This window comes from Pseudomonas sp. 1121_17 (assembly GCF_052850745.1).
In genome coordinates this window covers 81,268-105,064 of sequence record NZ_VXCX01000011.1, presented here as the reverse complement: position 1 = coordinate 105,064, position 23,797 = coordinate 81,268, and the positions used below count along the sequence as shown (strand labels likewise).

Sequence of the window (23,797 nt, the reverse complement as noted above, 5' to 3'; positions counted from 1 at the left end):
CGCCCCCTGCCCATTCAGCGTTTGGGCAGAAACGGTGGCAGGTACAACCCCAGATACGCATCACAAACCCGCTTGCCTTCCTCGGCCATGCGCGGGGTGATCTGCTCGTGCAACTGCACCGAACGGGCATAGACCCGGTCGCTCAGCTCCATCGCCAGGGCAAACACATCGACGTCGTGCGGCATTGCCGGTAGCTGGAAATGCTGATCGAACAGCTTGTGCATCAGCTCGCCCAACTCCAGATCATGCTTGCGATCCGCCTGGGTCACTTCGCTCAAGCCATGCTGGGCCAGAATCAACTGCCGCGCTGCGGCATCCTCCTGATAGATCTCCAACATCCGTTGCTCGATCAGCCGCGACAGGTCATGCCAGGTGCTCAGCGCGCTGCTGTCGATCGGCGCGCGCAGTGCCTCACGAAAGGCCCGGTGCACATCTGCCGTCAGCGCTTCGAGCAGGGCCGGCACGCTGGCAAAGAAGTGGTACACCGACGACGGCGGGATCTGCGCGTGTTCAGCCACGCTGTAGATCGACAGCCCGGCCACACCGTGCGCCGCAAGCAACTCGCGGGCTGCCGCCAGGATCGTGACGATCCTGGCCTGGCTGCTGGCGCGCGGCTTACGTGGTGTGGGCGTGCGGGTCATCAGTTGCTGATGGCCAGGATGCTGGCCTGGTAGGCACCGACGAACAGGTCGAAGTCACCCACCTCGTCCTGCTCCAGGCGCGCCTGCTCGGCCAGCGAGTCACGTGCCAGCGTCTCGAAAGCTTGTTGGCGCTCGGGGCTCAACGGCTGCTCACGGAAGGTTTCGGCATGCAGACGGCTCTGACGCATGGAGAATTCGACAAAGCTCTCATCGTGCTCGGTCATGCGCGCCAGCACCTGCGCCGACGGCGTCAGTTCGGGATCATCGACCTTGGCCTGCTGCGCATCAACAGCTTTGACATGCGCATTACCGCCGTTGGCTTGATCGAGCAACGCGGCCAGCGGCGCGATACGCTCGAGCAGCTCGCCGGCCCACTCCTTGAGCGTCACCGGTTGTCCATTGCGCTGCAGCTCCAGGCCCGGCTTGCGGCCTTGCTTGACCACGCTGAGGAAGTTGCTGGTGCACTGGCCGCATTCGCCGTTGCTCAGCTGCGGGCTGTCGTCCAGCGCGCACAGCAGCAGGAATGCATCGAGGAAACGCGACTGCTGCAGGTCGATACCGACCGGCAGGAACGGGTTGATGTCCAGGCAGCGCACTTCGACGTACTGCACGCCGCGCGAGGCCAGCGCCTGGATCGGCCGCTCGCCGGTGTAGGTCACGCGCTTGGGGCGGATGTTCGAGTAGTACTCGTTTTCGATCTGCAGGATATTGGTGTTGAGCTGAACCCACTCGCCATCCTTGTGCGTACCGATCTCGACATATGGCGGGTACGGCGTGCCAACCGCCTTGCGCAGGCTGTCGGTGTAGCTGGCGAGGTCGTTGTAGCACGGCGTCAGGCCGGCCTGGGCGTTGCTCTGGTAGCCCAGGTCGCTCATGCGCAGGCTGGTCGCGTAGGGCAGGTACAGGGTGTCGGGGTCGAGCTGTTCGAGCTGGTGCGCACGGCCACGCATGAAGCCTGCATCCAGCGCCGGGGAAGCGCCGAACAGGTACATCAGCAGCCAGCTGTAGCGGCGGAAGTTACGAATCAGGGCGATGTACGCCGCCGACTGGAAGTCACGGTCGCTGTCGGCGCCGCCTTCCTTGTCGCGCAGCAGAGGCCACAGTGCCTCGGGCAGCGAGAAGTTGTAGTGAATACCAGCAATGCACTGCATGGTACGGCCGTAACGCAGGGCCAGGCCCTTGCGGTAGACATACTTGAGTTGGCCGATATTGGAGGTGCCGTAATAGCCGATCGGAATATCCTCTTCGGCCGGCAATGCGCAGGGCATCGACGGGCTCCACAGGTATTCGTTACCCAGCTTGGACTGGACGAAGCGATGCACCTCTTCGAGGTTATCCAGCACCGCAGCCGGGTCGGCCAGGGCCGGAGTGATGAACTCCAGCAGCGATTCTGAATAATCGGTGGTGATCTGCTCGTTGGTCAGCGCCGATCCCAGGGCCTCGGGATGCGGGGTCTGGGCCAGGCGACCTTGATCGGTCACGCGCAGGCATTCGCGCTCAATACCGTGCAGGCACTGCTTGAGCAAGGGGAGATTGGCACTGAGCAGGCTCAGGCGGCTGTTGAGGAGTTCGCTCAAGATGTATTCCTTCACGCGTCAGTCGCCCCAATATGGGGGTAGAAATAACGGTCTACAAGGGTAGGGACAAAGGAACTGGCGTTGTCGCCTGGTTACGCGGTTTCGGCAGTGCCATCACACTGCCGAAAATACCGCAGATAGCGCTTTGTGAGCTAGAGAACCGCGAAGGTTCCCTGAGCTTTCGCAACCAGCTTGTCGCCTTGGACTACGTCGGCGTCGACCACCAGTGTGCGCCGGCCCGCATGCAGCACGCGCGCGGTGCATAGCACCTCGCCGTCGCTGACCGCGCGCATGTAGTTGATCTTGCACTCGATGGTCACGCTTTGCTGGTCAAAGCCATGGCTGGCCGAGCAGGCCAGGCCCATGGCGATGTCGACCAGGCTGAAGATCGCCCCGCCGTGCAGCTTCTGGCCACGGTTACGCAGCTGTGGCGTCAATGTCAGGGCCACCGTCGCAACACCCTCTTCAAGGCGCTGCAGGCGGCAGCCAAGCAACTGGCTGAAGGCACTTTCGACGTATTCGCTGGGCAGGTCGGTCATTTCTTCTTCAACTGCTTGGCGTTGGCGAACAGCGAGGCCATGGCGTTGTTGGCTGGCGCGGCCGTAGCCGTCTCACGCGGGCGCGCTGGCTGCTGCGGGCGGTTGCCGCCATTGGCCCGGCCACCACCGCGGTTGCCTTCGACCTTCTCGCCGGGGGTGTCGCCCATGCGCATCGACAGGGCGATACGTTTGCGCGGGATATCCACCTCCATCACCTTGACCTTGACCACATCACCGGCCTTGACTGCTTCACGCGGGTCCTTGATGAACTTCTCCGACAGCGACGAGATGTGCACCAGGCCGTCCTGATGCACGCCGATATCGACGAAGGCACCGAAGTTGGTGACGTTGGTGACCACACCTTCGAGGATCATCCCAGGCTCGAGGTCCTTGAGCTCTTCGACGCCGTCCTGGAACGAGGCGGTCTTGAACTCCGGGCGCGGGTCACGGCCGGGCTTGTCCAGCTCTTGCAGGATGTCGGTGACGGTCGGCAGGCCGAAGGTCTCGTCGGTGAAGTTTTTCGGGTCGAGGCGCTTGAGAAAGGCGCTGTCGCCGATCAGCGAGCGGATGTCGCGGTCGGTGCCGGCGGCAATCCGCTGAACCAGCGGGTAGGCTTCCGGGTGCACGGCGGAGGCGTCCAGCGGGTTGTCGCCGTTCATCACGCGCAGGAAGCCGGCGGCCTGCTCGAAGGTTTTTTCGCCGAGGCGGCTGACCTTTTTCAGTGCTGCGCGGGTGGCGAACGGGCCATTGGCGTCGCGGTGGGCGACGATATTCTGCGCCAGGGTCGCGTTCAGGCCAGAGATGCGCGTAAGCAGCGCCACCGAAGCGGTGTTGACATCGACGCCGACGGCGTTCACGCAGTCTTCCACCACAGCATCGAGGCCGCGGGCGAGTTTGAGCTGCGAGACATCATGCTGATACTGGCCGACGCCGATCGATTTCGGGTCGATCTTGACCAGCTCGGCGAGTGGGTCCTGCAGGCGCCGGGCAATCGACACCGCGCCACGGATCGATACATCAAGGTCCGGGAACTCGCGTGCTGCCAGCTCCGAGGCGGAGTACACCGAAGCGCCGGCTTCGGAGACCATCACCTTGGTCATCTTCAATGCTGGATATTTTTTGATCAGCTCAGCAGCCAGCTTGTCGGTCTCGCGGCTGGCGGTGCCGTTGCCGACCGCGATCAGCTCCACCGAATGCTTGGCGCACAGCGCTGCCAGCACGGCAATGGTACGGTCCCAGTCGTTGCGCGGCACGTGCGGGTAAACCGTGGCGGTGTCGAGCAGCTTGCCGGTGGCATCCACCACCGCAACCTTGCAGCCGGTACGCAGGCCCGGGTCGAGGCCCAGGGTAGCGCGCGGGCCTGCCGGGGCGGCGAGCAGCAGGTCGTGCAGGTTATGCGCGAAGACGTTGATCGCTTCGCTCTCGGCGGCTTCACGCAGCTCGCCGAACAGGTCGGTTTCAAGGTGGGTGTAGAGCTTGACCTTCCAGGTCCAGCGCACCACTTCGCCGAGCCATTTGTCGGCCGGGCGGGCGCGGTTTTCCACGCCGAAGTGCTGGCCGATCATCATCTCGCACGGGTGCAGGGTGCCCGGCAGCTCTTCGCCGACTTTAAGCGCTGCGCTGAGCACGCCTTCGTTGCGGCCACGGAAGATCGCCAGCGCACGGTGCGACGGGGCGCTGCGCAGCAGCTCGTCATGGGCGAAGTAATCGCGGAACTTGGCGCCTTCCTCTTCCTTGCCCGGTACCAGGCGGGCACTGAGTACGGCTTCCTGCTTGAGGAAGTTGCGCAGTTTTTCCAGCAGGCCGGCGTCTTCGGCGAAGCGCTCCATGAGGATGTACTTGGCGCCTTCCAGCGCGGCCTTGACGTCGGCTACGCCCTTGTCGGCATCGACGAAGCGCGCGGCTTCGGTTTCCGGGGTCAGCTGCGGGTCGTTGAACAGGCCGTCGGCCAGCTCGCCGAGGCCGGCTTCGAGAGCGATCTGGCCCTTGGTGCGGCGCTTTTGCTTGTACGGCAGGTACAGGTCTTCGAGGCGGGTCTTGGTGTCGGCCAGCTTGATCTCGCGGGCCAGCTCCGGGGTCAGCTTGCCTTGCTCGTCGATGCTGGCGAGGATGCTCGCGCGACGGTCATCCAGCTCGCGCAGGTAGCGCAGGCGCTCATCCAGGTGGCGCAGCTGGGTGTCGTCGAGGCTGCCGGTGACTTCCTTGCGGTAACGGGCGATGAAGGGCACCGTCGAGCCTTCGTCCAACAGGGCCACGGCCGCCTCGATCTGTTGCGGGCGAACGCCGAGTTCTGCGGCAATACGGCTGTTGATGCTGTCCATGAAAACCACCTGACAATATGTGAATACTGGAGGCCGCAGGTGGGCATTCGTGCCCGGCGGCGCTGGGTGAAAGGCGCGCATTATACCCATCGCGCCGAGCTTGCGGTGATAGCGCCGCGCCATCGGCGGCCGCGTGGAAGTGGCGCCCGGGGAAAAATCTGCTAACAATGCACACGGCACGCGCTGCAATGGCTACGCCATAATGCGCAGCGATCTCAGAGGAGTTATTGATGACCAGCACGCCTAACACAGTTGAAGGTGACAAGATTCTCATCGTCGACGACGATCCGGGGCTCAGCAGCCTGCTGGAGCGTTTTTTCACCAGCAAGGGCTACCGCACCCGGGCAGTACCCAATGTCGAACAGATGGACCGGCTGCTGGCCCGTGAGGTGTTCAACCTGGTTGTACTCGACCTGATGCTGCCTGGCGAAGACGGCTTGTCTGCCTGCCGCCGCCTGCGCGCAGCGAACAACCAGATCCCGATCATCATGCTTACCGCCAAGGGCGACGAGTTGAGCCGGATCAAAGGCCTGGAATTGGGCGCCGACGATTACCTGGCCAAGCCGTTCAACCCCGACGAGCTGATGGCGCGGGTCAAGGCCGTGCTGCGCCGTCAGTCGGCGCCGGTGCCTGGTGCGCCTGGCAGCGAAGACGAGACCGTGACCTTCGGTGACTACGAGCTGTCGCTGGCCACCCGCGAGCTCAAGCGTGGCAATGAAGTGCACATGCTCACCACCGGCGAATTCGCCGTACTCAAGGCGCTGGTGATGCACGCCCGCGAGCCGCTCACCCGCGACAAGCTGATGAACCTCGCCCGTGGCCGCGAGTGGGACGCGCTGGAGCGCTCTATCGACGTGCAGATCTCGCGTCTGCGCCGCATGATCGAACCGGACCCGTCCAAGCCGCGCTATATCCAGACGGTCTGGGGCGTGGGCTACGTGTTCGTGCCGGACGGAAACGCCGGCAAATGAGTCTGCAGGCTTGCCACTACGCTGCAGGGCGACCCGAACGGGCCGCCCTGTTTGCGTCTGTGGCCAGCCGGCAATCTGGCGGGCTCTGCTCGCGCCTGTTCTGCAGTAGATGTCCTCGATGAAAACCCCTGTTTGGTTCCCGCAAAGCTTCTTCGCCCGCACCCTGTGGCTGGTGCTTATCGTCGTGCTGTTCTCCAAGGCGCTGACCCTGGTCTACCTGCTGATGAACGAAGACGTGCTGGTCGACCGTCAGTACAGCCATGGCGTGGCCCTGACCTTGCGCGCCTATTGGGCAGCCGATGAAGAAAACCGCGAGAAGATCGCCGAAGCGGCCGGCCTGATCCGGGTAACCGGGGCCGGCGTGCCGGAAGGCGAGCAGCACTGGCCTTACAGCGAAATTTATCAGCGGCAGATGCAGGCCGAGCTGGGCGAGGACACCGAAGTGCGCCTGCGCGTGCATGCGCCGCCGGCGCTGTGGGTCAACGCGCCGAGCCTGGGCCCGGGCTGGCTTAAGGTGCCGCTGTACCCGCATCCGTTGCGCGGGCAAAAAATCTGGAACGTACTCGGCTGGTTCCTGGCCATCGGTTTGCTGTCGACAGCGTCGGCGTGGATCTTCGTCCGTCAGCTCAACCAGCCGCTCAAGCGCCTGGTGTTTGCCGCCCGTCAGCTTGGCCAGGGGCGCAGTGTGCGCTTGCCGGTCAGCGACACGCCAAGCGAAATGGCCGAGGTGTACCGCTCGTTCAACCAGATGGCTGAAGACGTCGAACAGGCCGGGCGCGAGCGTGAGCTGATGCTGGCGGGGGTCTCGCATGACCTGCGTACGCCGCTGACGCGCTTGCGCCTGTCGCTGTCACTGATGGACAACGACAACGACCTGACCGACGACATGGTTCGCGACATCGAAGACATGGACGCGATTCTCGATCAGTTTCTGGCGTTTATCCGTGATGGCCGTGACGAGCCGTTGGAAGAAATCGACTTCTCCGACCTGGTGCGTGAGGTGGTTGCGCCGTACAACCAGCCGGAAGAGCGCGTGCGCTTGTGCCTGGAGCCTATTCCGCCGTTCCCGCTGCGCCGTGTTTCGCTCAAGCGTATGCTCGGCAACCTGATCGGCAATGCCTTGCACCATGCGGGGCAGGGCGTTGAAGTAGCAGCTTATGTATCGGGCGACGACAGCGCGCCGTATGTGGTGTTGAGCGTGCTCGACCGCGGCGCGGGGATCGACGAGTCGGAGCTGGAGACCATCTTCAACCCCTTCATCCGGGGCGACCGTGCGCGTGGTGGCAAGGGTACGGGGCTGGGCCTGGCCATCGTCAAACGGATTGCGGCGCAGCATGGCGGCAATGTCGAGTTGCGTAACCGCTCTGGCGGCGGCATTGAAGCGCGGGTGCGTTTGCCGTTGGGCTTGCTGCTACCGCGCAACGCAGTGTGATTGCCGGGGCCGCTCAGCGGCCCCGACAATGTCAGCCCTTACCCTTGGTGCGGGTCTGATTCGGCCCGCCGTTCTTCTCCAGGTGCTCGATGATCATCCCGGCAACGTCCTTGCTGGTGGTGACCTCGATGCCTTCCAGGCCTGGCGATGAGTTGACCTCCATCACCAGTGGGCCGTGGTTGGAGCGCAGGATGTCGACGCCGGCCACGCTCAAACCCATGACCTTCGCCGCGCGAATGGCGGTGATGCGCTCTTCCGGGGTGATCTTGATCAGGCTGGCAACGCCGCCACGATGCAGGTTGGAACGGAATTCACCCGGCTTGGCCTGACGCTTCATCGAGGCAATTACCTTGTCGCCAACCACGAAGCAGCGGATATCGGCGCCGCCGGCTTCCTTGATGTATTCCTGAACCATGATGTTCTGCTTCAGACCCATGAACGCCTCGATCACCGATTCGGCGGCCTGAGTGGTTTCGCACAGCACCACGCCAATGCCCTGGGTGCCTTCCAGCACCTTGATCACCAGGGGCGCGCCGTTGACCATCTGGATCAGGTCGGGAATATCGTCCGGCGAGTGGGCAAAGCCGGTAATCGGCAAACCGATACCGCGCCGCGACAGCAGTTGCAACGAGCGCAGCTTGTCCCGCGAGCGGGCGATTGCCACCGATTCGTTGAGCGGATTCACGCCCATCATCTCGAACTGGCGCAGCACTGCGCAGCCATAGAAGGTAACGGACGCGCCGATCCGCGGGATCACCGCATCAAAGCCCTCCAGCGGCCGCCCACGGTAGTGGATCTGCGGCTTGTGGCTGGCGATGTTCATGTAGGCTCGCAGGGTATCGATCACAACCATCTCGTGGCCACGCTGGGTACCGGCTTCAACCAGGCGGCGGGTGGAATACAGACGCGGGTTCCGCGACAGCACAGCGATCTTCATGCAGCACCTGTGACAGGGAGAGGGTTGACCGGAAAGGCCGGTTTTTCCTGAACGTATTTCGAGCTTGGGTCCACTACCAGTTGGCCGTGGATCAATGCCTTGGAACCGAGCAGCAAGCGGTAGCGCATGGCCTTGCGACAGGCCAGGGTGAATTCGACCTCCCAGACCCGGTCTCCCAGCGCCAGCGGCGTGCGGATCACATAGCGGACCTGAGCATGGCCGTTGGAGCTCTTGATGCTTTTCATGGTCACCAGCGGGGCTTCACAGCGGCGATGGCGCAGCTGCACCACGGAGCCGAGGTGTGCAGTAAATCGGACCCACTGCTCACCGTCGCGTTCAAACGGCTCGACATCGGTGGCGTGCAGGCTGGAGGTGCTGGCGCCGGTGTCGATCTTGGCGCGCAGGCCGGCCAGCCCGAGTTCGGGCAGCGCCACCCACTCGCGCAGGCCGATCACACTCAGATGGTCAAATGTCTTCACTAATCACACCCTGGGGATAAGGTGGTGAACTTTAAGCACCGCGCAGAATTTTTGCATCCGTCAGTGACGGTAGTACAGTTCGGTTAAAGACAGAATTCGAGGTAAAGAGATGGCACAAAAGTCGGAAGAAGACGACAAGGTACGCCTGGACAAATGGCTGTGGGCCGCGCGGTTCTACAAGACCCGCGCCCTGGCCAAGGCGGCCATAGAAAGCGGCAAGGTGCACTGCCGCGGCGAGCGCTGCAAGCCCGGCAAGGAGCCACGGGTGGGCGACGAGTTCGTCCTGCGTACCGGCTTTGACGAGCGCACCATCGTCGTCAAGGCGCTGTCGGTGGTACGCCGCGGCGCGCCTGAGGCGCAGCTGCTGTATGGCGAAACCGAAGAGAGCATCCGCCGCCGCGAGCAGGCCGCGCAGCAGCGCAAGGATGGCGCCCTGGGGATGACGACCGATGGTCGGCCCAACAAGAAACAGCGCCGGCAGATCCACCAGCTGCACGGCAGCTTCGACTGATCTGTGCTGTTTCAAGAGGATGAGACAGGGAGCGCCTCATGCGTGGGCCGTACCAGGCCTGTTAATATGTGGACATTATTTTTCCAGATAGCCAAAACCTTATGAGCGACCTCCCTGCTACCGATTTCACTCAACGTTTCCTGTTCGACGACCGCGACGTGCGTGGCGAGATGGTCGGGCTGGAGCGCAGTTATGCCGAAGTGCTGGCCAAGCACCCCTATCCGCAGCCGGTCGCGCTCCTGCTCGGTGAGTTGATGGCCGCCGCCGCGCTACTGGTGGGCACCCTCAAGTTCGACGGCCTGTTGATCCTGCAGGCGCGCTCTGAAGGCCCAGTGCCGTTGCTGATGATCGAATGCTCCAGCGAGCATGACATCCGTGGCCTGGCCCGCTATGAGGCGGACCAGATTGCCGCCGATGCAACCCTCACCGACCTGATGCCAGATGGCGTACTGGCCTTGACCGTCGACCCGATCAACGGTCAGCGCTACCAGGGCATGGTCGACCTGCACGGCAAGGACCTGTCGGAGTGCTTCACCAACTACTTCGTCATGTCGCAGCAGATCAACACCACCATCACCCTGGCTGCCGACGGCTCGCGTGCCCGTGGCTTGCTGGTGCAGCAGTTGCCTGCCGACCGTCAGAAAGACAGCGATGAGCGCGATGAAAGCTGGAACCACGTCAAGGCTTTGGCGAACACTGTCAAAGCCGAGGAATTACTGGGCCTGGACAACGAAACCATGCTCCATCGCCTGTACCACGAAGAGGCTGTGCGCCTGTTCGACTTGCAGCCGTTGCAGTTCCGCTGCAGCTGCTCGCGGGAACGTTCAGGCAATGCCTTGGTCAGTCTCGGTCAGGAAGACGCTCAGCAGCTGGTAGTTGAACATGGTGGCCAAATCGAGGTCGATTGCCAGTTCTGCAATCAGCGTTATCTGTTTGATGCGACCGACGTTACGCAATTGTTTGCTGGCGGCGGCACAAGCGGCGCAGCAGAAACACGTCACTGAAGCGTTTAATTGCAGTGAATTCTCCTGTCGTTCTGCGATAAACCGCAGTTCTGACAGGAGGGGTCTACTTTTTTTGGGCTTTTCTGGCATAATCCGGCCACTTTTTTCGCTGTAGTCGTTTTTTTCGGACCACTACAAAACGTTTGGAGCACTCGGCCTCGGGCCGGATGGGGTATCTCATGACGCAAGCCAACAACACCGTGTACACCGACCTGAGCGTCGATGAGCTGGTAAAAGAAGCGCTGTCCCGCGGTGAAGGCGAGCTGGCCGATACTGGCGCGCTGGTCGTGAAAACCGGTCACCGCACCGGCCGTTCGCCAGCGGACCGTTTCATCGTCGACGAACCCAGCACCACCGAGGCAATTGCCTGGGGCCCGATCAACCGCAAGTTCCCGGCCGACAAGTTCGATGCTTTGTGGGCTCGCGTTGAAGCGTTCAACAACGCCCAGGACCATTTTGTGTCCTATGTTCATGTAGGTGCTGCCGCCGAGCACTACCTGCCAGTGCGCATGACCACCCAGACTGCCTGGCAGAACCTGTTCGGTCGTTGCCTGTTCATCAACCCGGAGCAGTACAACCCGGCCGGTCGTGATGAGTGGCAAGTGCTCAACGTTGCCAACTTCGAATGCTCGCCTGAGCGCGATGGCACCAACTCCGACGGTTGCGTGATCATCAACTTCGCCCAGAAGAAAGTCCTGATCGCTGGCATGCGTTACGCCGGCGAAATGAAGAAAGCCATGTTCTCGGTGCAGAACTTCCTGCTGCCGGCCGCTGACGTACTGCCTATGCACTGCGCAGCGAACATCGGCGAAGAAGGCGATGTAACCTTGTTCTTCGGCCTGTCCGGCACTGGCAAGACCACTCTGTCGGCCGATGAAAGCCGTTACCTGATTGGTGACGACGAACACGGCTGGGGCGAAGGCGTTGTCTTCAACATGGAAGGCGGCTGCTACGCCAAGTGCATCGACTTGTCCGAGAAGAACGAGCCGGTCATCTGGAAAGCCATCAAGCACGGCGCAGTTCTGGAAAACGTGGTCATCGACGACGCTTCCAAGCACGCCGACTACGCTGATGTCAGCCTGACCCAGAACAGCCGCGCAGCCTACCCGCTGGAGCACGTTGCCAAGCGTTCCGAAGCGAACCTGGGCGGCGAGCCAAATGCCGTTATCTTCCTGACCTGCGACCTGACCGGCGTGCTGCCGCCAGTGTCGATCCTGAACAACGAGCAAGCGGCCTACCACTTCCTGTCGGGTTACACCGCGCTGGTCGGTTCGACTGAGATGGGTTCGGGCGGCGGCATCAAGTCGACCTTCTCCACCTGCTTCGGCGCGCCGTTCTTCCCGCGTCCTGCTGGCGAATACGCTGAGCTGCTGATCAAACGCATCAACGGCTTCGGCTCCAAGGTCTACCTGGTCAACACCGGCTGGACCGGCGGCGGCTATGGCGTTGGCAAGCGCTTCAGCATCCCGACCACCCGTGCTGTGATCGCTGCGATCCAGAGCGGCGCGCTGGTGGGTGCCGAAACCGAACACCTGGACATCATCAACCTCGACGTGCCGAAAGCCGTTGAAGGTGTCGATACCAACCTGCTCAACCCGCGTACCAACTGGGAAGACAAGGCTGCCTACGACGAGGCTGCCAAAGGTCTGGCCAAGCTGTTCATCGAGAACTTCAAGAAGTTTGACGTTTCCGACGCAATCAAGGCTGCCGGGCCGAAGCTGTAAGCTTTAACCGGTACGCTGGATAGAAGCCGCCCTTAGGGGCGGCTTTTTTTTGCGTCAGATTTGTCATCTTGACGCATGTACAAAGTGTCGTACAATGATTCGCGTCTGATCATGCGCTCCACGAGCGTTTGTTGAAGCGAAACACCTTCTGAAACACCTGCTCCAGGCGCTTCCTGGAAAGGATTGACCAATGCATGTATTGACCTTTAGCCAGGCTCGCGCCGACCTGAAGCAGACAATGGATGACGTCTGTCGAGATCACGAGCCAGCAGTCATCACCCGCCAGCGCGGTGAGCCCGTTGTGATGATCTCTTTGGACGATTACAACGGCATGCGCGAAACCATGTACCTGTTGGGATCATCTGCAAACGCCAAGCGTCTGCGCTCCTCTATCGCTCAGATCCGTTCCGGTAAGGCGATTACCAAGGAACTGACTATCAATGAGCACGAAGTCCAAGCAACGCAACAAGACTGAGGCCCGTAATACCGCAAGCATCGCGTTTACCTCGGAAGGCTGGGAAGACTACAACCACTGGCTTTCGAACGATGCCGATGTCTTTCAGCGGCTGGACGCCTTGATTGCCGATTGTCTGCGTAGCCCATTCAAAGGAATCGGCAAGCCTGAGCCGCTGAAAGGTGACTTGTCTGGGTTCTGGTCTCGGCGCGTCACCCGCGAGCATCGCATGGTCTATTTTTACGAAAGCGGCACGCTAACCATCCTGCAATGTCGTTTCCACTACGATGACTGAAGCGGCTTCATGTAATCAACCTGCGTGGTAATCCATGACCGAATCCCCCCTGCGCTCCGACTTCAACCACTTCCACCCAATCCTCACCCGTCCGCAAGACAACGACGTCAACGGCCACATCGCTGGCGCCACTGTGCATGGCTTTTTTGAAACCGCGATACAGGCATTTCTGGTGGAGCAGGCCGAGCTCGACCTGCGCGACGGCGCGCTGGCGGGTCTGGTGATCAGTTCGGCAGCCGACTTCTACGCCTTGCCGGCGTTTCCGGATGTGCTCGAGGTAGGCCTGGGCGTGACGCGGCTGGCCGGCAGTACCGTGGAGTACCGTTTGGCGCTGTTCCGCCCAGGCGAGACCCAGGCGTGTGCGGCGGGCAGCCTGGTGCAGGTGTTCATCGAGCGCAGCTCAGGCCAGCCTGCCGTGCTGCCTGAGGCCATGCAGGCGACCCTGGCAGGCCTGCGGGCCAACCTTTAAAGGGCACAAATGCAAAGGCCCCGCCGGGAGGGGCGGGGCCTTTTGATGCCTGGGCAAAGCCCTTGGCTATCAGTGACGCCAGTGGCGCTTCTGTTTGTGCTTGCGGTGGCCATAGTGGTGGCCGCGGTCGTAGTGACGACGGTCATCGTAGCCGCGACGGTAACGACGGTCGTCGCGCTCGTCTTCATCGGCCTTGTTGCCCATGTAGTTACCCAGCGCGCCACCTGCGCCGCCGCCAGCGGCTGCACCGATGTAGCTGCCATTGGTGCCGCCGACGCTGCGGCCAATCACGTTACCGCCGGCTGCGCCCAAGGCACCACCGATTGCGGCTTCACCGCGTTGACGTTTATCGGCACCGACCGCACTGCCGGCTGCGCCGCCCAGGCCTGCGCCAATCGCGCCGCCGGTGCTGCCGCCAAGCTGCTGGCCGACCACTGAGCCGAGTACCCCACCCAGTGCGCCGCCAATACCTGCTTCAGTCGTGCCGCCTGCCATGGCAACGCCGCTGAGCAAGCCAAAAGACAACAACAGAATCGAGGAGTACTTCTTCATCAAGAGAACCTCAGAGGGATGACGAGGGCGAATTTGAGGCTCGGCGAGCACTCTGGCAATTGAAATCCGACGAGTAACACGAGTTGTACACAATTCTCTAAGTTACTGTTTTCAGTATGAAACTTAATCGTTTTTTGCCTGTCATACGTTACTTGAGACAAAGCCCTGACCATTGCGGAAAGGGCTTTTTTTTGGTCTTCAGAAAGCCGATGAGGCTATGCCGTCAGAGGATCCGACCGGTGTCGCTGGCACGTTCCAGCTTGATCGCGATGAACTTAGAAGTCGGCGTGTGGCTGCCGTCGCCAATGCTCTCCAGCGGCACCAGCGGGTTCACCTCTGGATAGTAGGCCGCCGCCTGCCCAGCCGGAATATCGTAGGCCAGCAGAGTGAAGCCACGTACCCGGCGCTCGATGCCATCGTCCCACAGCGACACGATATCGGCCTTCTGCCCAGGCGCGAAGCCCAGACGAATGATGTCGGCTTCGTTGACGAACAGCACGTCGCGCTGCGCCTTGACCCCGCGGTAACGGTCATCCAGGCCATAGATGGTGGTGTTGTACTGATCGTGCGAGCGCATCGATTGCATGATCAGGTCCGGCAACTGGCCGCTGGCGCGTACGCGCTCATCGAGCAGCGAGTCGGGCAGCAGGTTGGCCTTGAAGTTGGCGCGCCCGTTCGCGGTTTGCCATTTGCGGCTGCCAGCGCTGTTGCCCAGGTAGAAACCGCCCGGGTGTTTCAGGCGCTGATTGAAGTCGGCAAAACCGGGGATGGTGTCGGCGATCAGCTGGCGAATCCGGTCGTAGTCAGCCACCAGCCAGTGCCAGTCGACCGGGCGCTTGCCCAGCGCTGCCGCGGCAATACCGGCAATCACTGCAGGCTCGGAACGCATCTGTTTCGACAGCGGCTTGAGCTGGCCATTGGAGGCGTGGACCATGCTGAACGAGTCTTCCACCGTGACCGCCTGCGGGCCATCGGCCTGCATGTCGATGTCGGTACGGCCCAGGCACGGCAGGATCAACGCCTGCTTGCCATGCATCAGATGGCTGCGGTTGAGCTTGGTACTGATCTGCACCGTCAGGTCGCAGTTGCGCAGCGCCTGAGCGGTGCGCGCGGTGTCTGGCGTGGCTTGGGCGAAGTTGCCACCCAGGCCGATGAATACCTTGGAACGGCCATCGAGCATGGCGTGGATCGCCTCGACGGTGTTGTGGCCGTTGGCGCGCGGCACCGGGAAGGCGAAGCGTTGTTGCAGGGCATTGAGCAGCGCTGCTGGCGGCCGCTCGTTGATGCCCATGGTGCGGTCGCCCTGCACGTTACTGTGGCCGCGCACCGGGCACAGGCCGGCACCGGGCTGGCCGATGTTGCCGCGCAGCAGCATCACGTTGACCATTTCCTGAATGGTCGGCACCGAGTGGCGATGCTGGGTGATGCCCATCGCCCAGCACATGATCACGCGCTTGCCCTTGCAGTACATGCGCGCAGCCTGTTCGATCTCGGCCAGATCCAGGCCCGACTGGGCCTGCAGCTGATCCCACGGGGTGGCATCAACCACCGCCAGGTACTCATTGATGCCGTGGCCGTGCTCGGCAATGAACACATGATCGAAGATCGCCGGCTCGCCCTTGGCCTGGGCCTCGCGCTCCCACTGCAGGAGGAACTTGGCCATGCCGCGCAGCAATGCCATGTCGCCGCCCAGGGCAGGGCGGAAGTACGCCGAGTTGGTTGGGCGATCGCTGTTGGTGAGCATCTCCAGCGCATTCTGCGGGTGCTGGAAGCGCTCCAGGCCACGCTCCTTGAGCGGGTTGACGCAGATCACCTGTGCGCCGCGTTTGAGCGCATCGCGCAGCGGGTCGAGCATGCGTGGGTGGTTGGTGCCAGGGTTCTGGCCCCAGACGAAGATCGCATCGGCGTGCTCGAAATCATCGAAGGTCACCGTGCCCTTGCCGACCCCGACACTCTGGCCCAGGGCCACGCCGCTGGCTTCGTGGCACATGTTCGAGCAGTCCGGGAAGTTGTTGGTACCGAACGCGCGGACAAACAGCTGATACAGGTAGGCCGCTTCGTTGCTGGCCCGGCCCGAGGTGTAGAACTCGGCCTGATCCGGGCTGGTGAGGCCGTTCAGGTGCTGGGCGATCAGGGCGAAGGCGCTGTCCCAGTCGATCGGCTGGTAACGGTCGTTGGCCGGGTTGTACAGCATCGGCTCGGTCAGGCGGCCTTGGTACTCGAGCCAGTAGTCGCTTTGCTCAAGCAGCGAGGTCACGCTGTGGCGAGCGAAGAAGGCCGCATCGACACGGCGCTTGGTGGCTTCCCAGTTGACTGCCTTGGCGCCGTTCTCGCAGAACTTGACCATGCCGCTTTCAGGCGAGTCGCCCCAGGCACAGCCCGGGCAGTCGAAACCGCCGTTCTGGTTGGTCTTGAGCAGGGCGCGGATGTTCTTTAGTGCGTTGTCGCTGCCAACCCAGGCCTTGGCCACACTGCGCAGCGCACCCCAGCCGCCGGCGGCGCCGTTGTAGGGCTTGTAGCGAGGTGGAGTTTGTTCTTGCGGAAGCTTCTGATGCGAGGTCACGGCGATTTCGACTCCGCCACGGGGCTGAACACCCGTGGTGCACTGTGTTTGGGCAAATGAATAAGGTTGAGCTGATGCTTGCGCGCCCATTGCAGGGCAAGGCCGGTGGGCGCCGACAAACTGACCAGGGTCTGGATGCCTGCGCGCAGCACTTTCTGGATCAGTTCCAGGCTGCAGCGGCTGGTGACGATGGCCAGGCCGCCCTGGGTGTCGATCTGCTCGCGCAGCAAGGCGCCGATCAACTTGTCCAGCGCGTTGTGCCGGCCGATGTCTTCACGGCCCAGCAACAGCTCACCTTGGCTATTCATGAACAACGCCGCATGGACTGCACCGCAGTGCTGGCCCAGCGGTTGAAACTGATCGATGCGCCGACGCAGGTCGTGCAGCCACTCTACCGGTGGCAGCGGCGCGCCGGGCAGGCTGGCCAGTTCTGGCAGCGCTTGCTCCAGCGCTTCGACACCGCACAGGCCGCAGCCACTGGTACCGGCCAACTGGCGGCGCTGGTTTTTCAGGTTCCAGAACGCCCGGCTGGCAATCTCCAGGTCGGCATACAGCGCCGAGCCACTGCCAGAAAGCTTTACGTCGTAGATTTCATTGGTGCTTTCGACGATGCCGCTGCCGACACTGAAACCGACGGCAAAATCTTCCAGATCGGTCGGGCTGACCAGCATCACGGCCTGGCTCAACCCGTTGTAGGCGATCGCCAGCGCGACTTCTTCGGCAAGCGGCGTGCTGGCACGCTCGGCATCGCTGAGTTGGACGTAGTCGTAGGTGTTGCTGGCGGCAGGCAGGGACAGTGCAGTGGACGCCGCGCAGACCGGAGGTTTGCTGTTCATCGGGCGCAGTACCGTCTGGCTCATTAGTGCACAAGCCTAGGCTTGTGCGTCGGCGACGTCTAATCGCAAGGTTCTATGCCGTGATAGAGCGCGTCGATTGGTCGCACCCGGGCGGGTTGGGCAAACCTGTCCTAGACTTGCCGTTCCGAGGATTTATCAACAAGGAGCGCGCAATGAGCCTATTCAGTTTCGTGAAGGAAGCCGGCGAGAAGTTGATCGACCTGCTCACGCCTGGCAATGCCAAGGCCCAAGAGCAGATCAAGGAGCACGTGAGCAAGGTGGGGCTAGGTAACCCTAATATCACCGCTACGGTTGATGGGGACAAGATTACCCTCACGGGCGACGTGGCCAGCCAGGAGGAGAAGGAAAAGATCATCCTCGCGGCGGGCAACATCGAGGGTGTGGCCAGCGTTGACGACCAGATTACCGTGACCGGGCCGGTGGTTAAGGCGGCTGTTTTCGTTACTGTCGTGAAGGGCGATACGTTGAGCGCGATTTCCAAGCGGGTTTATGGTGACGCGAACAAGTACAACAAGATCTTTGAAGCCAACAAGCCGATGCTTTCGCATCCGGACAAGATCTATGTGGGGCAGGTGTTGCGGATTCCCGAGTAAGCCAGTTCCGGCCGGGTGCAGGGGCTGCGCTGCGGCCCCTGCATTCTTGCGTCCAGCTCAGAGCCCCGCCAACAACTCCCGATAATCCTCTACCGCCGCAAACTCCTGAGTATCCCGCGGCGCTGCCTTGCTGTCCGGCTGGCGTACCGCGAGCAAATACCCGACCCCATACCGCTGCGCACTGCGCAAAATCGCCAGAGTGTCATCAATGAACAAGCTGCGCGCCGGATCAAAACCAATATCGGCCTGCAGCGCATCCCAGAACAGCGGACTTTCCTTGGGATAGCCGTAATCATGCGAGCTGATCAAACGCTCGAAATACCCCGCCAGCTCCACCCGCTCCAACTTCAACGACAACGAATCACGATGGGCATTGGTGATCATCACTACACGCTTGCCCGCTTTGCGAATCGCCGCTAGAAACGTATCGGCATCCGGGCGCAGGGCAATCAGGTCGGCGATCTCTTGCTTCAGCTCGCGGATCGGCAGGTTCAGCTCCTGGCTCCAGAAGTCGAGGCAGTACCAGTTCAGCGTGCCGGCGTTACGCTCGAACAGCGGCTGCAGCTCAAGCTCGGCCATCGCCCGGCTGATACCGTGCAGCTCGGCGTAGCGCTGGGGCAGGTGTTGCAGCCAGAACTGGTTGTCGTAGTGCAGGTCGAGCAGGGTACCGTCCATGTCGAGCAGAACAGTGTCGATGGCAGACCAGGGAAGAACAGGCATGGGAAACTCTCGATCAGTCGGCTAGCCACGGTATAGTAACCCGTTCACGCCAAGGAGCTGCCCCATGCGCCAGAAACCCACCGTCCTCAGCCGCGAAATCGTCGCCGATAGCCGTTTGTTCCGGGTCGAATCCGTCGAGCTGCGCTTTTCCAACGGTGTCGAGCGGACCTACGAACGGTTGGTCGGGCGCGGTAATGGCTATGGCGCGGTGATGATCGTGGCGATGCTCGACGCCGAGCATGCAGTGCTGGTCGAGGAATACTGCGGCGGCACCGACGAATACGAGCTGTCGCTGCCCAAGGGCCTGATCGAACCGGGCGAGGATGTGCTGGTAGCGGCTAACCGCGAGCTCAAGGAAGAGGCCGGTTTTGGCGCACGCCAGCTGGAACATTTGACCGAGCTGTCGCTGTCGCCGGGCTACATGAGCCAGAAGATCCAGGTGGTGCTGGCGACCGACCTCTACGAAGAACGCCTCGAAGGCGACGAGCCGGAGCCGATGGGTGTCGACAAGGTAAACCTGCGCGAGCTGTCGGCCCTGGCGATGCACCCGCAGTTCAGCGAAGGCCGCGCACTGGCGGCGCTGTACCTGGTACGTGACATGCTCACCCAGCGCGGGTTGCTCAGCGTATGAACGATCAACAACTGATGCACGAAGTGGTCAAGCTGGCGCTGGCTGCCGGCGAAGCGATCCTGCCGCACTGGCGCGCTGATGTGGCGGTGATGTCCAAGGCGGATGATTCGCCGGTCACCGCCGCCGATCTGGCGGCCCACCACGTCATCGCTGCAGGCTTGCAGGCGCTGGCGCCGCAGATTCCGGTGCTGTCGGAAGAAGACTGCGACATTGCCCTTGCCGAACGCGCCGGCTGGAGCCGCTGGTGGCTGGTCGATCCGCTGGACGGGACCAAGGAATTCATTGCCGGCAGCGAAGAGTTCACCGTCAACATCGCCCTGATCGAGCAGGGCGAAGTGGTATTTGGCGTGGTCAGCATGCCGACCAACAACCGCTGCTACTTTGGTGGCCGCGAGCTGGGCGCCTGGCGCGCCGATCAGGATGCGCCAGCTGCGCCGATCCAGGTGCGCACTGCGCCGCCTGCTGACGCCCAATTCACGGTGGTCGCCAGCCGCCGTCACTCCAGCCCACAGCAGGAAGCGCTGCTGGCTGGCTTGAGCGGTGCGGTGGGTGAGCTGGACTTGGTCAGCGTCGGCAGCTCGCTGAAGTTCTGCCTGCTGGCAGAGGGTGAAGCCGATTGTTATCCGCGCCTGGCACCGACCTCGCAGTGGGACACCGCTGCCGCGCAAGGCGTGCTCGAAGGCGCTGGCGGTGAGGTGATCGGTCTGGACGGCCAGCCGTTCCGTTACCCGGCGCGGGAGTCGCTGCTCAACCCCTTCTTCCTGGCTTTGCCCAGCGCCGCCCCGTGGCGCCAGGCACTGATCAAGCTCGCCTCAACGATGTAGCACGTACTGCCCACTGAACGTGACGGCGGGCTCAGTGCTGCCGCTGTTGCTGACCACCGTATCCAGCGTCAGGCGCGCTCGCCCTCGGCGCTGGTACATCGTCACGAAGCGCTCCCAGGCTTTGTCTTGCGGCGGCTGGCAGCGGGCAACCGCGGCGCCGGTGACCGGCAGCGGATAGCTGATCTGGCCTTCCTGAATGACGATATGGCCGTCATCGATGCCCGCCTCGCGCAAGCGCAGGTGCAGCCAGCCCCAACCGACCAGCACCGCCGCGCAGTACAGGCTGCCGCCAAACATGGTGCTCTTGTGATTGACGTTGGCCTCCAGTGGCAGCTGCAGTTGCAGGCACTGGTCTTGCCAGCTGAGCACTTGCAGGCCCATCTCGCGGGTCAACGGGATGTCGCTGTGCAGTACTTCTTCCAGATATTGGCGGTCGTCGCTCATGGGCGCGAGTCCTCGTGATCGTCAGCGCCGCCGGCATGATCAGCAAAGCTCAGGCCGTGCTTGCGCAACTTGTCGTGCAGGGTTTTGCGCGGCACGCCCAGCGCTTCGGCGAGGCTGCGCATGGAGCTGTGTGGCTGGGTCAGTTCGGCAGCAATCAGCGAGCGTTCAAACTGCTCGACCTGATCGCTGAGGTTGCCGCTGAGCAGCGGCGTGGCGCTGGCCGTGGCGGGCGGCTGCTGGCCGTCGAGGGCCAGTTCCAGGCCGAGGGCAAAGCGTTCCGCAGCGTTTTGCAGCTCGCGGACATTACCGGGCCAGTCATGGCGCAGCAGCAGTGCCCGTTGCGCCGGTTGCAAGCTGTGCGGGGCGAGGCCGTGGCGCTGGCTGGCGGCATCGGCGAAGTGCTGGAACAACACCAGGATATCGTCGCCGCGCTCGCGTAGTGCAGGGATGCGCAGCGGTGCAACGTTCAGGCGGTAATACAGGTCAGCACGGAACCGGCCCTGATCAGCAGCCTGGCGCAGGTCTTCCTTGGTGGCGGCGATCACGCGGATATCCAGCGGTATCAGCTGATTGCCGCCCAGGCGTTCGACCACCCGCTCCTGCAGCATGCGCAGCAGTTTCACCTGCACATCCAGGCTCATGCTCTCGATCTCGTCGAGGAACAGCGTGCCGCCATTGGCGAATTCGAACTTGCCGATGCGGCGCTTCTGCGCGCCGGTGAACGCGCCGGGCTCGTGGCCGAACAGCTCGCTCTCGACCACTGACTCTGCCAGGGCGCCGGCATTGATTGCCACAAACGGGCCATCGCGGCGGCTCGACAGATCATGCAGGGCGCGGGCGACGACCTCTTTGCCGGCGCCGGTCTCACCAAGAATCAGCACATCGGCGCGGGTGCCGGCGAGGGCGCCGATCTGGTCGCGCAGGCGCTGCATCGACGGCGACTGGCCCACCAGGCGGGTCGACAGTTGCTGGCGATCACTCAAGGCCAGACGCAGGCTGCGGTTGTCCAGCACCAGTCGGCGCAGGGCCAGGGCGCGGCGCACGCTGTCGAGCAGGGCGTCGCTGGCGAAGGGTTTTTCGAGGAAGTCGTAAGCGCCGGCGCGCATCGCCTGCACCGCCAGCGGCACGTCGCCGTGGCCGGTGATCAGCAGCACCGGCAGCTCCTGATCGCGGCCACGCAGGTGCTCGAGCAGTTGCAGGCCGTCGATCCCGGGCATGCGGATATCGCTGACGACGACGCCCGGCCAGTCTGGCTCGATGCGCTCGGCCAGGCCCTGGGCATCGGCCAGGGTGACTACCTTGAGCCCGGCCAGGTCGAGGGTCTGGCCCAAGGCCTGACGCAGGTGCGGGTCATCGTCGACCAGGATCACCTGGGTACGGCTGTCGATCAGTGTCGTCTCGGGCGTCATGCCGAGGGGTCCTCCGAAGTGGGCAGGGTCGCGCCGGGCTTGGCCACGCGCATGCGCAAGGTCAGCAGGGCGCCACCTTCAGGGTGGTTGCCGAGCAGCAGTTCACCGTCCAGCGCCAGCATCAGGCTCTCGCAGATCGCCAGGCCCAGGCCGAGGCCTTGGGTGCGGGTCTTGGTGGTGAAGAACGGCTCCTTGGCGCGCTCCAGCGCCTGGCGGGTAAAGCCTGGGCCGTTGTCGCGAATGTACAGGTAGACGTGCTCGTCGCGCCGTTCGGCACTCAGCCACAGCTTGCGCGGGTTGGCTTTTTCGGTGAGCGCATCGAGGGCGTTGGCGAGCAGGTTGCCGAGCACCTGGCGCAGGCGCGTTTCGCCGGCCTGAACCCACAGCGGCGCGTCCGGCAGGTCGCGAACCAGCTCCACCGCCATCGCCCGGCGACGCTTGGCCAGCAGGGCCAGGGCGTCGTCCAGCGCCGGTTGCAGGGCGACGCTTTCTGGCGCATGGCGATCACGCCGGGCAAAGGCGCGCAGGTGGGCGATGATCGAGGCCATGCGCCCGGTCAGCTCGCCGATCAGCTTGAGGTTGCCGCGGGCGTCTTCGGTGCGTTCATGGTCGAGCAGCACTTCGGCGTTTTCGGCGTAGCTGCGGATCGCCGCCAGCGGCTGGTTGAGCTCGTGGCTGATGCTTGCCGACATGGTGCCGAGCACCGACAGCTTGCCGGCCTGGACCAACTCGTCCTGAGCGCGGACCAGTTCCTGCTGGGCGCTCTCGCGCTCGAGCACGGCGCTTTTCAGTAGGGTATTAAGGCCTTCGAGGTCGGCGGTCCGGGCCACCACGCGGTTTTCCAGGTCTTGCCGGCCGCGGGCTTCGAGATCGATGCGGTCGATATAGTGGCGCCGGCGCTGCATTACCAAACCGGTCAGCAGGATCAACACCAGCAGCGCGCCGGCGCCAATTGCCATGACCGTCTGCACCGAGCGGTCGATGAGGATGTGCGGGGCAAGGATGCTCACCTGCCAGCCGGTTTCCTTGATGTCGCGGGTCTGGATCAGCCAGGCCTCGGGGTTGAGGTTGAGCGGCTGCGGTGCCTGGGTCGGGTAGGGCTGAATGGCGAGCATCGCCGAGCGCTCCGCCGGGGTCAGCGGGCGGGTGGCACGGAAGCGCCAGTCCGGGCGCGAGGTCAGCACCACCACGCCGTTCTGGTCGGTCAGTAGCAGTTGCTCGGGGGTGTTGCCCCAGAGGGTTTCGGTGTGGTCGAGGTCGACCTTGACCACCAGCACGCCGATCACCCGCTCGCCATCGCGCACCGCAGCCGCGAAGAAGTAGCCGCGCTTGGCTGAGGTCGTGCCTTGGCCAAAGAAGCGCCCCAGGCGGCCTTCCATGGCTTCGATGAAATACGGCCTGAAGGCGAAGTTACGACCGACGAAACTGTCGCGTTTATCCCAGTTGGAGCCGGCCAGGGTGTTGCCGCTGACGTCCATCAGGTACATCACCTCGGCGCCGGTCTGGCGGGTGATGTCCTTGAGCAGGCGGTTGGCGTTGGTGATTGCTTCGATCTTGAACGGATCGGCCAGCGCCTGGCGCAGCGCCGGCAGCTCGCCGAGGATCTGCGGCAAGGTTTCGTAGCGGTGCAGGGTGCCGAGCAGGTTGGCCACGTACAGGTCGAGGGTCTGGCGATTCTGCGAGGCGAGCTGGTCCTGGTAATAGCGTTCGGCCAGGTGATGCAGCGGCCACAGCAGCGGCGCCAGGCACACTGCCAGAAGGGCCAGGCTGCGCCAGCGGGGGCGTCGCGGGGAGGTCGGGGTGTGCATCATGTGCCAACTGCGCCAGAAAGAGTCTGGCGCAATTATGCG

Annotated in this window: 24 protein-coding genes; 11 read left to right on the top strand and 13 right to left on the bottom strand. The window is 63.0% G+C overall.

The window, feature by feature from the left end; translation table 11 throughout:
• Positions 1-14: 14 nt before the first annotated feature.
• The 4 genes from FW789_RS19110 to FW789_RS19095 form a co-directional block, all read right to left on the bottom strand.
• Positions 15-641: a TetR/AcrR family transcriptional regulator gene (locus tag FW789_RS19110; RefSeq protein WP_103435324.1), complete on the bottom strand. Its 627-nt coding sequence runs from the start codon at positions 639-641 to the stop codon at positions 15-17.
• On the bottom strand, positions 641-2,218 hold the full coding sequence (gene gshA, locus FW789_RS19105) for a glutamate--cysteine ligase (protein WP_189691747.1): 1,578 nt from the start codon (positions 2,216-2,218) through the stop codon (positions 641-643). The genes FW789_RS19110 and gshA overlap by 1 nt, the downstream gene beginning before the upstream one ends.
• Positions 2,219-2,370: 152 nt before the next feature.
• Positions 2,371-2,757, bottom strand: a complete 387-nt coding sequence (locus tag FW789_RS19100) for a PaaI family thioesterase (protein ID WP_103435322.1) — start codon at positions 2,755-2,757, stop codon at positions 2,371-2,373.
• Positions 2,754-5,078 (bottom strand): Tex family protein, encoded by a 2,325-nt coding sequence (locus FW789_RS19095; RefSeq protein ID WP_103435321.1) that lies wholly within the window; start codon positions 5,076-5,078, stop codon positions 2,754-2,756. The genes FW789_RS19100 and FW789_RS19095 overlap by 4 nt, the downstream gene beginning before the upstream one ends.
• A 230-nt stretch (positions 5,079-5,308) precedes the next feature.
• Between FW789_RS19095 and ompR the strand changes: the two genes are divergently transcribed.
• Both ompR and FW789_RS19085 read left to right on the top strand, forming a co-directional pair.
• Complete coding sequence (gene ompR, locus FW789_RS19090) at positions 5,309-6,049, top strand: osmolarity response regulator transcription factor OmpR (RefSeq protein WP_103435320.1); 741 nt, start codon at positions 5,309-5,311, stop codon at positions 6,047-6,049.
• Positions 6,050-6,167: 118 nt separating this feature from the next.
• Positions 6,168-7,481, top strand: a complete 1,314-nt coding sequence (locus tag FW789_RS19085) for an ATP-binding protein (RefSeq protein WP_178080802.1) — start codon at positions 6,168-6,170, stop codon at positions 7,479-7,481.
• 31 nt (positions 7,482-7,512) lie between these two features.
• Here FW789_RS19085 and rimK read toward each other — a convergent pair whose 3' ends face one another.
• Both rimK and rimB read right to left on the bottom strand, forming a co-directional pair.
• Positions 7,513-8,418 carry a 30S ribosomal protein S6--L-glutamate ligase gene (gene rimK, locus FW789_RS19080; protein ID WP_101322549.1) on the bottom strand — a complete coding sequence of 302 codons (906 nt, stop codon included), beginning with the start codon at positions 8,416-8,418 and terminating at the stop codon, positions 7,513-7,515.
• Positions 8,415-8,897 (bottom strand): retropepsin-like aspartic endopeptidase RimB, encoded by a 483-nt coding sequence (gene rimB / locus FW789_RS19075; RefSeq protein ID WP_101322548.1) that lies wholly within the window; start codon positions 8,895-8,897, stop codon positions 8,415-8,417. The genes rimK and rimB overlap by 4 nt, the downstream gene beginning before the upstream one ends.
• Before the next feature lie 109 nt (positions 8,898-9,006).
• Here rimB and FW789_RS19070 point away from each other — a divergent pair, with 109 nt between their 5' ends.
• The 6 genes from FW789_RS19070 (at position 9,007) to FW789_RS19045 (ending at position 13,354) form a co-directional block, all read left to right on the top strand.
• Complete coding sequence (locus FW789_RS19070; protein WP_101322547.1) at positions 9,007-9,408, top strand: RNA-binding S4 domain-containing protein; 402 nt, start codon at positions 9,007-9,009, stop codon at positions 9,406-9,408.
• 101 nt (positions 9,409-9,509) lie between these two features.
• Complete coding sequence (gene hslO, locus FW789_RS19065) at positions 9,510-10,412, top strand: Hsp33 family molecular chaperone HslO (RefSeq protein WP_101322546.1); 903 nt, start codon at positions 9,510-9,512, stop codon at positions 10,410-10,412.
• Positions 10,413-10,591: 179 nt separating this feature from the next.
• Positions 10,592-12,136 carry a phosphoenolpyruvate carboxykinase gene (locus tag FW789_RS19060; RefSeq protein WP_103435319.1) on the top strand — a complete coding sequence of 515 codons (1,545 nt, stop codon included), beginning with the start codon at positions 10,592-10,594 and terminating at the stop codon, positions 12,134-12,136.
• 190 nt (positions 12,137-12,326) lie between these two features.
• A complete protein-coding gene (locus FW789_RS19055; RefSeq protein ID WP_103435318.1) occupies positions 12,327-12,611 on the top strand; it encodes a type II toxin-antitoxin system Phd/YefM family antitoxin in 285 nt (94 codons plus the stop codon).
• Positions 12,577-12,885, top strand: a complete 309-nt coding sequence (locus tag FW789_RS19050; RefSeq protein WP_340612800.1) for a Txe/YoeB family addiction module toxin — start codon at positions 12,577-12,579, stop codon at positions 12,883-12,885. The genes FW789_RS19055 and FW789_RS19050 overlap by 35 nt, the downstream gene beginning before the upstream one ends.
• A gap of 34 nt (positions 12,886-12,919) precedes the next feature.
• The gene (locus FW789_RS19045; RefSeq protein ID WP_411562447.1) at positions 12,920-13,354 is read left to right on the top strand and encodes an acyl-CoA thioesterase; all 435 of its coding nucleotides are present in this window, start codon (positions 12,920-12,922) and stop codon (positions 13,352-13,354) included.
• A 69-nt stretch (positions 13,355-13,423) separates the two neighbouring features.
• On the opposite strand, the gene FW789_RS19040 is transcribed toward FW789_RS19045, so the two are convergent.
• The 3 genes from FW789_RS19040 to fdhD all read right to left on the bottom strand — a co-directional run bounded on the left by FW789_RS19040 (position 13,424) and on the right by fdhD (position 17,305).
• On the bottom strand, positions 13,424-13,906 hold the full coding sequence (locus FW789_RS19040) for a glycine zipper domain-containing protein (RefSeq protein ID WP_186700526.1): 483 nt from the start codon (positions 13,904-13,906) through the stop codon (positions 13,424-13,426).
• Between the two features lie 223 nt (positions 13,907-14,129).
• Positions 14,130-16,469, bottom strand: coding sequence for an FdhF/YdeP family oxidoreductase (locus FW789_RS19035; RefSeq protein WP_446431883.1), 2,340 nt, complete (start codon positions 16,467-16,469; stop codon positions 14,130-14,132).
• The gene (gene fdhD / locus FW789_RS19030; protein ID WP_103435314.1) at positions 16,466-17,305 is read right to left on the bottom strand and encodes a formate dehydrogenase accessory sulfurtransferase FdhD; all 840 of its coding nucleotides are present in this window, start codon (positions 17,303-17,305) and stop codon (positions 16,466-16,468) included. The genes FW789_RS19035 and fdhD overlap by 4 nt, the downstream gene beginning before the upstream one ends.
• Positions 17,306-17,478: 173 nt before the next feature.
• Here fdhD and lysM point away from each other — a divergent pair, with 173 nt between their 5' ends.
• Entirely contained in the window at positions 17,479-17,919 is a 441-nt protein-coding gene (gene lysM, locus FW789_RS19025) for a peptidoglycan-binding protein LysM (protein WP_103435313.1), read from the top strand.
• Between the two features lie 57 nt (positions 17,920-17,976).
• Here the strand turns inward: lysM and yrfG are convergent, their stop codons facing one another.
• Positions 17,977-18,639, bottom strand: coding sequence for a GMP/IMP nucleotidase (gene yrfG / locus FW789_RS19020; RefSeq protein WP_103435312.1), 663 nt, complete (start codon positions 18,637-18,639; stop codon positions 17,977-17,979).
• Between the two features lie 64 nt (positions 18,640-18,703).
• Here yrfG and nudE point away from each other — a divergent pair, with 64 nt between their 5' ends.
• The gene (gene nudE / locus FW789_RS19015; RefSeq protein WP_446431882.1) at positions 18,704-19,270 is read left to right on the top strand and encodes an ADP compounds hydrolase NudE; all 567 of its coding nucleotides are present in this window, start codon (positions 18,704-18,706) and stop codon (positions 19,268-19,270) included.
• A complete protein-coding gene (cysQ, locus tag FW789_RS19010) occupies positions 19,267-20,094 on the top strand; it encodes a 3'(2'),5'-bisphosphate nucleotidase CysQ (protein ID WP_186700519.1) in 828 nt (275 codons plus the stop codon). Before nudE ends, cysQ begins: the two co-directional genes overlap by 4 nt.
• Here the strand turns inward: cysQ and FW789_RS19005 are convergent.
• Genes FW789_RS19005 through FW789_RS18995 form a run of 3 tightly spaced genes read right to left on the bottom strand, consistent with a single transcriptional unit; the run spans position 20,083 to position 23,758 of the window.
• Complete coding sequence (locus FW789_RS19005) at positions 20,083-20,538, bottom strand: YiiD C-terminal domain-containing protein (protein WP_103435309.1); 456 nt, start codon at positions 20,536-20,538, stop codon at positions 20,083-20,085. The two genes, cysQ and FW789_RS19005, sit on opposite strands and share 12 nt — an antisense overlap.
• The gene (locus FW789_RS19000) at positions 20,535-21,947 is read right to left on the bottom strand and encodes a sigma-54-dependent transcriptional regulator (RefSeq protein ID WP_101322534.1); all 1,413 of its coding nucleotides are present in this window, start codon (positions 21,945-21,947) and stop codon (positions 20,535-20,537) included. Before FW789_RS19000 ends, FW789_RS19005 begins: the two co-directional genes overlap by 4 nt.
• Positions 21,944-23,758, bottom strand: coding sequence for a sensor histidine kinase (locus FW789_RS18995; RefSeq protein ID WP_101322533.1), 1,815 nt, complete (start codon positions 23,756-23,758; stop codon positions 21,944-21,946). The genes FW789_RS19000 and FW789_RS18995 overlap by 4 nt, the downstream gene beginning before the upstream one ends.
• Positions 23,759-23,797: the final 39 nt, after the last annotated feature.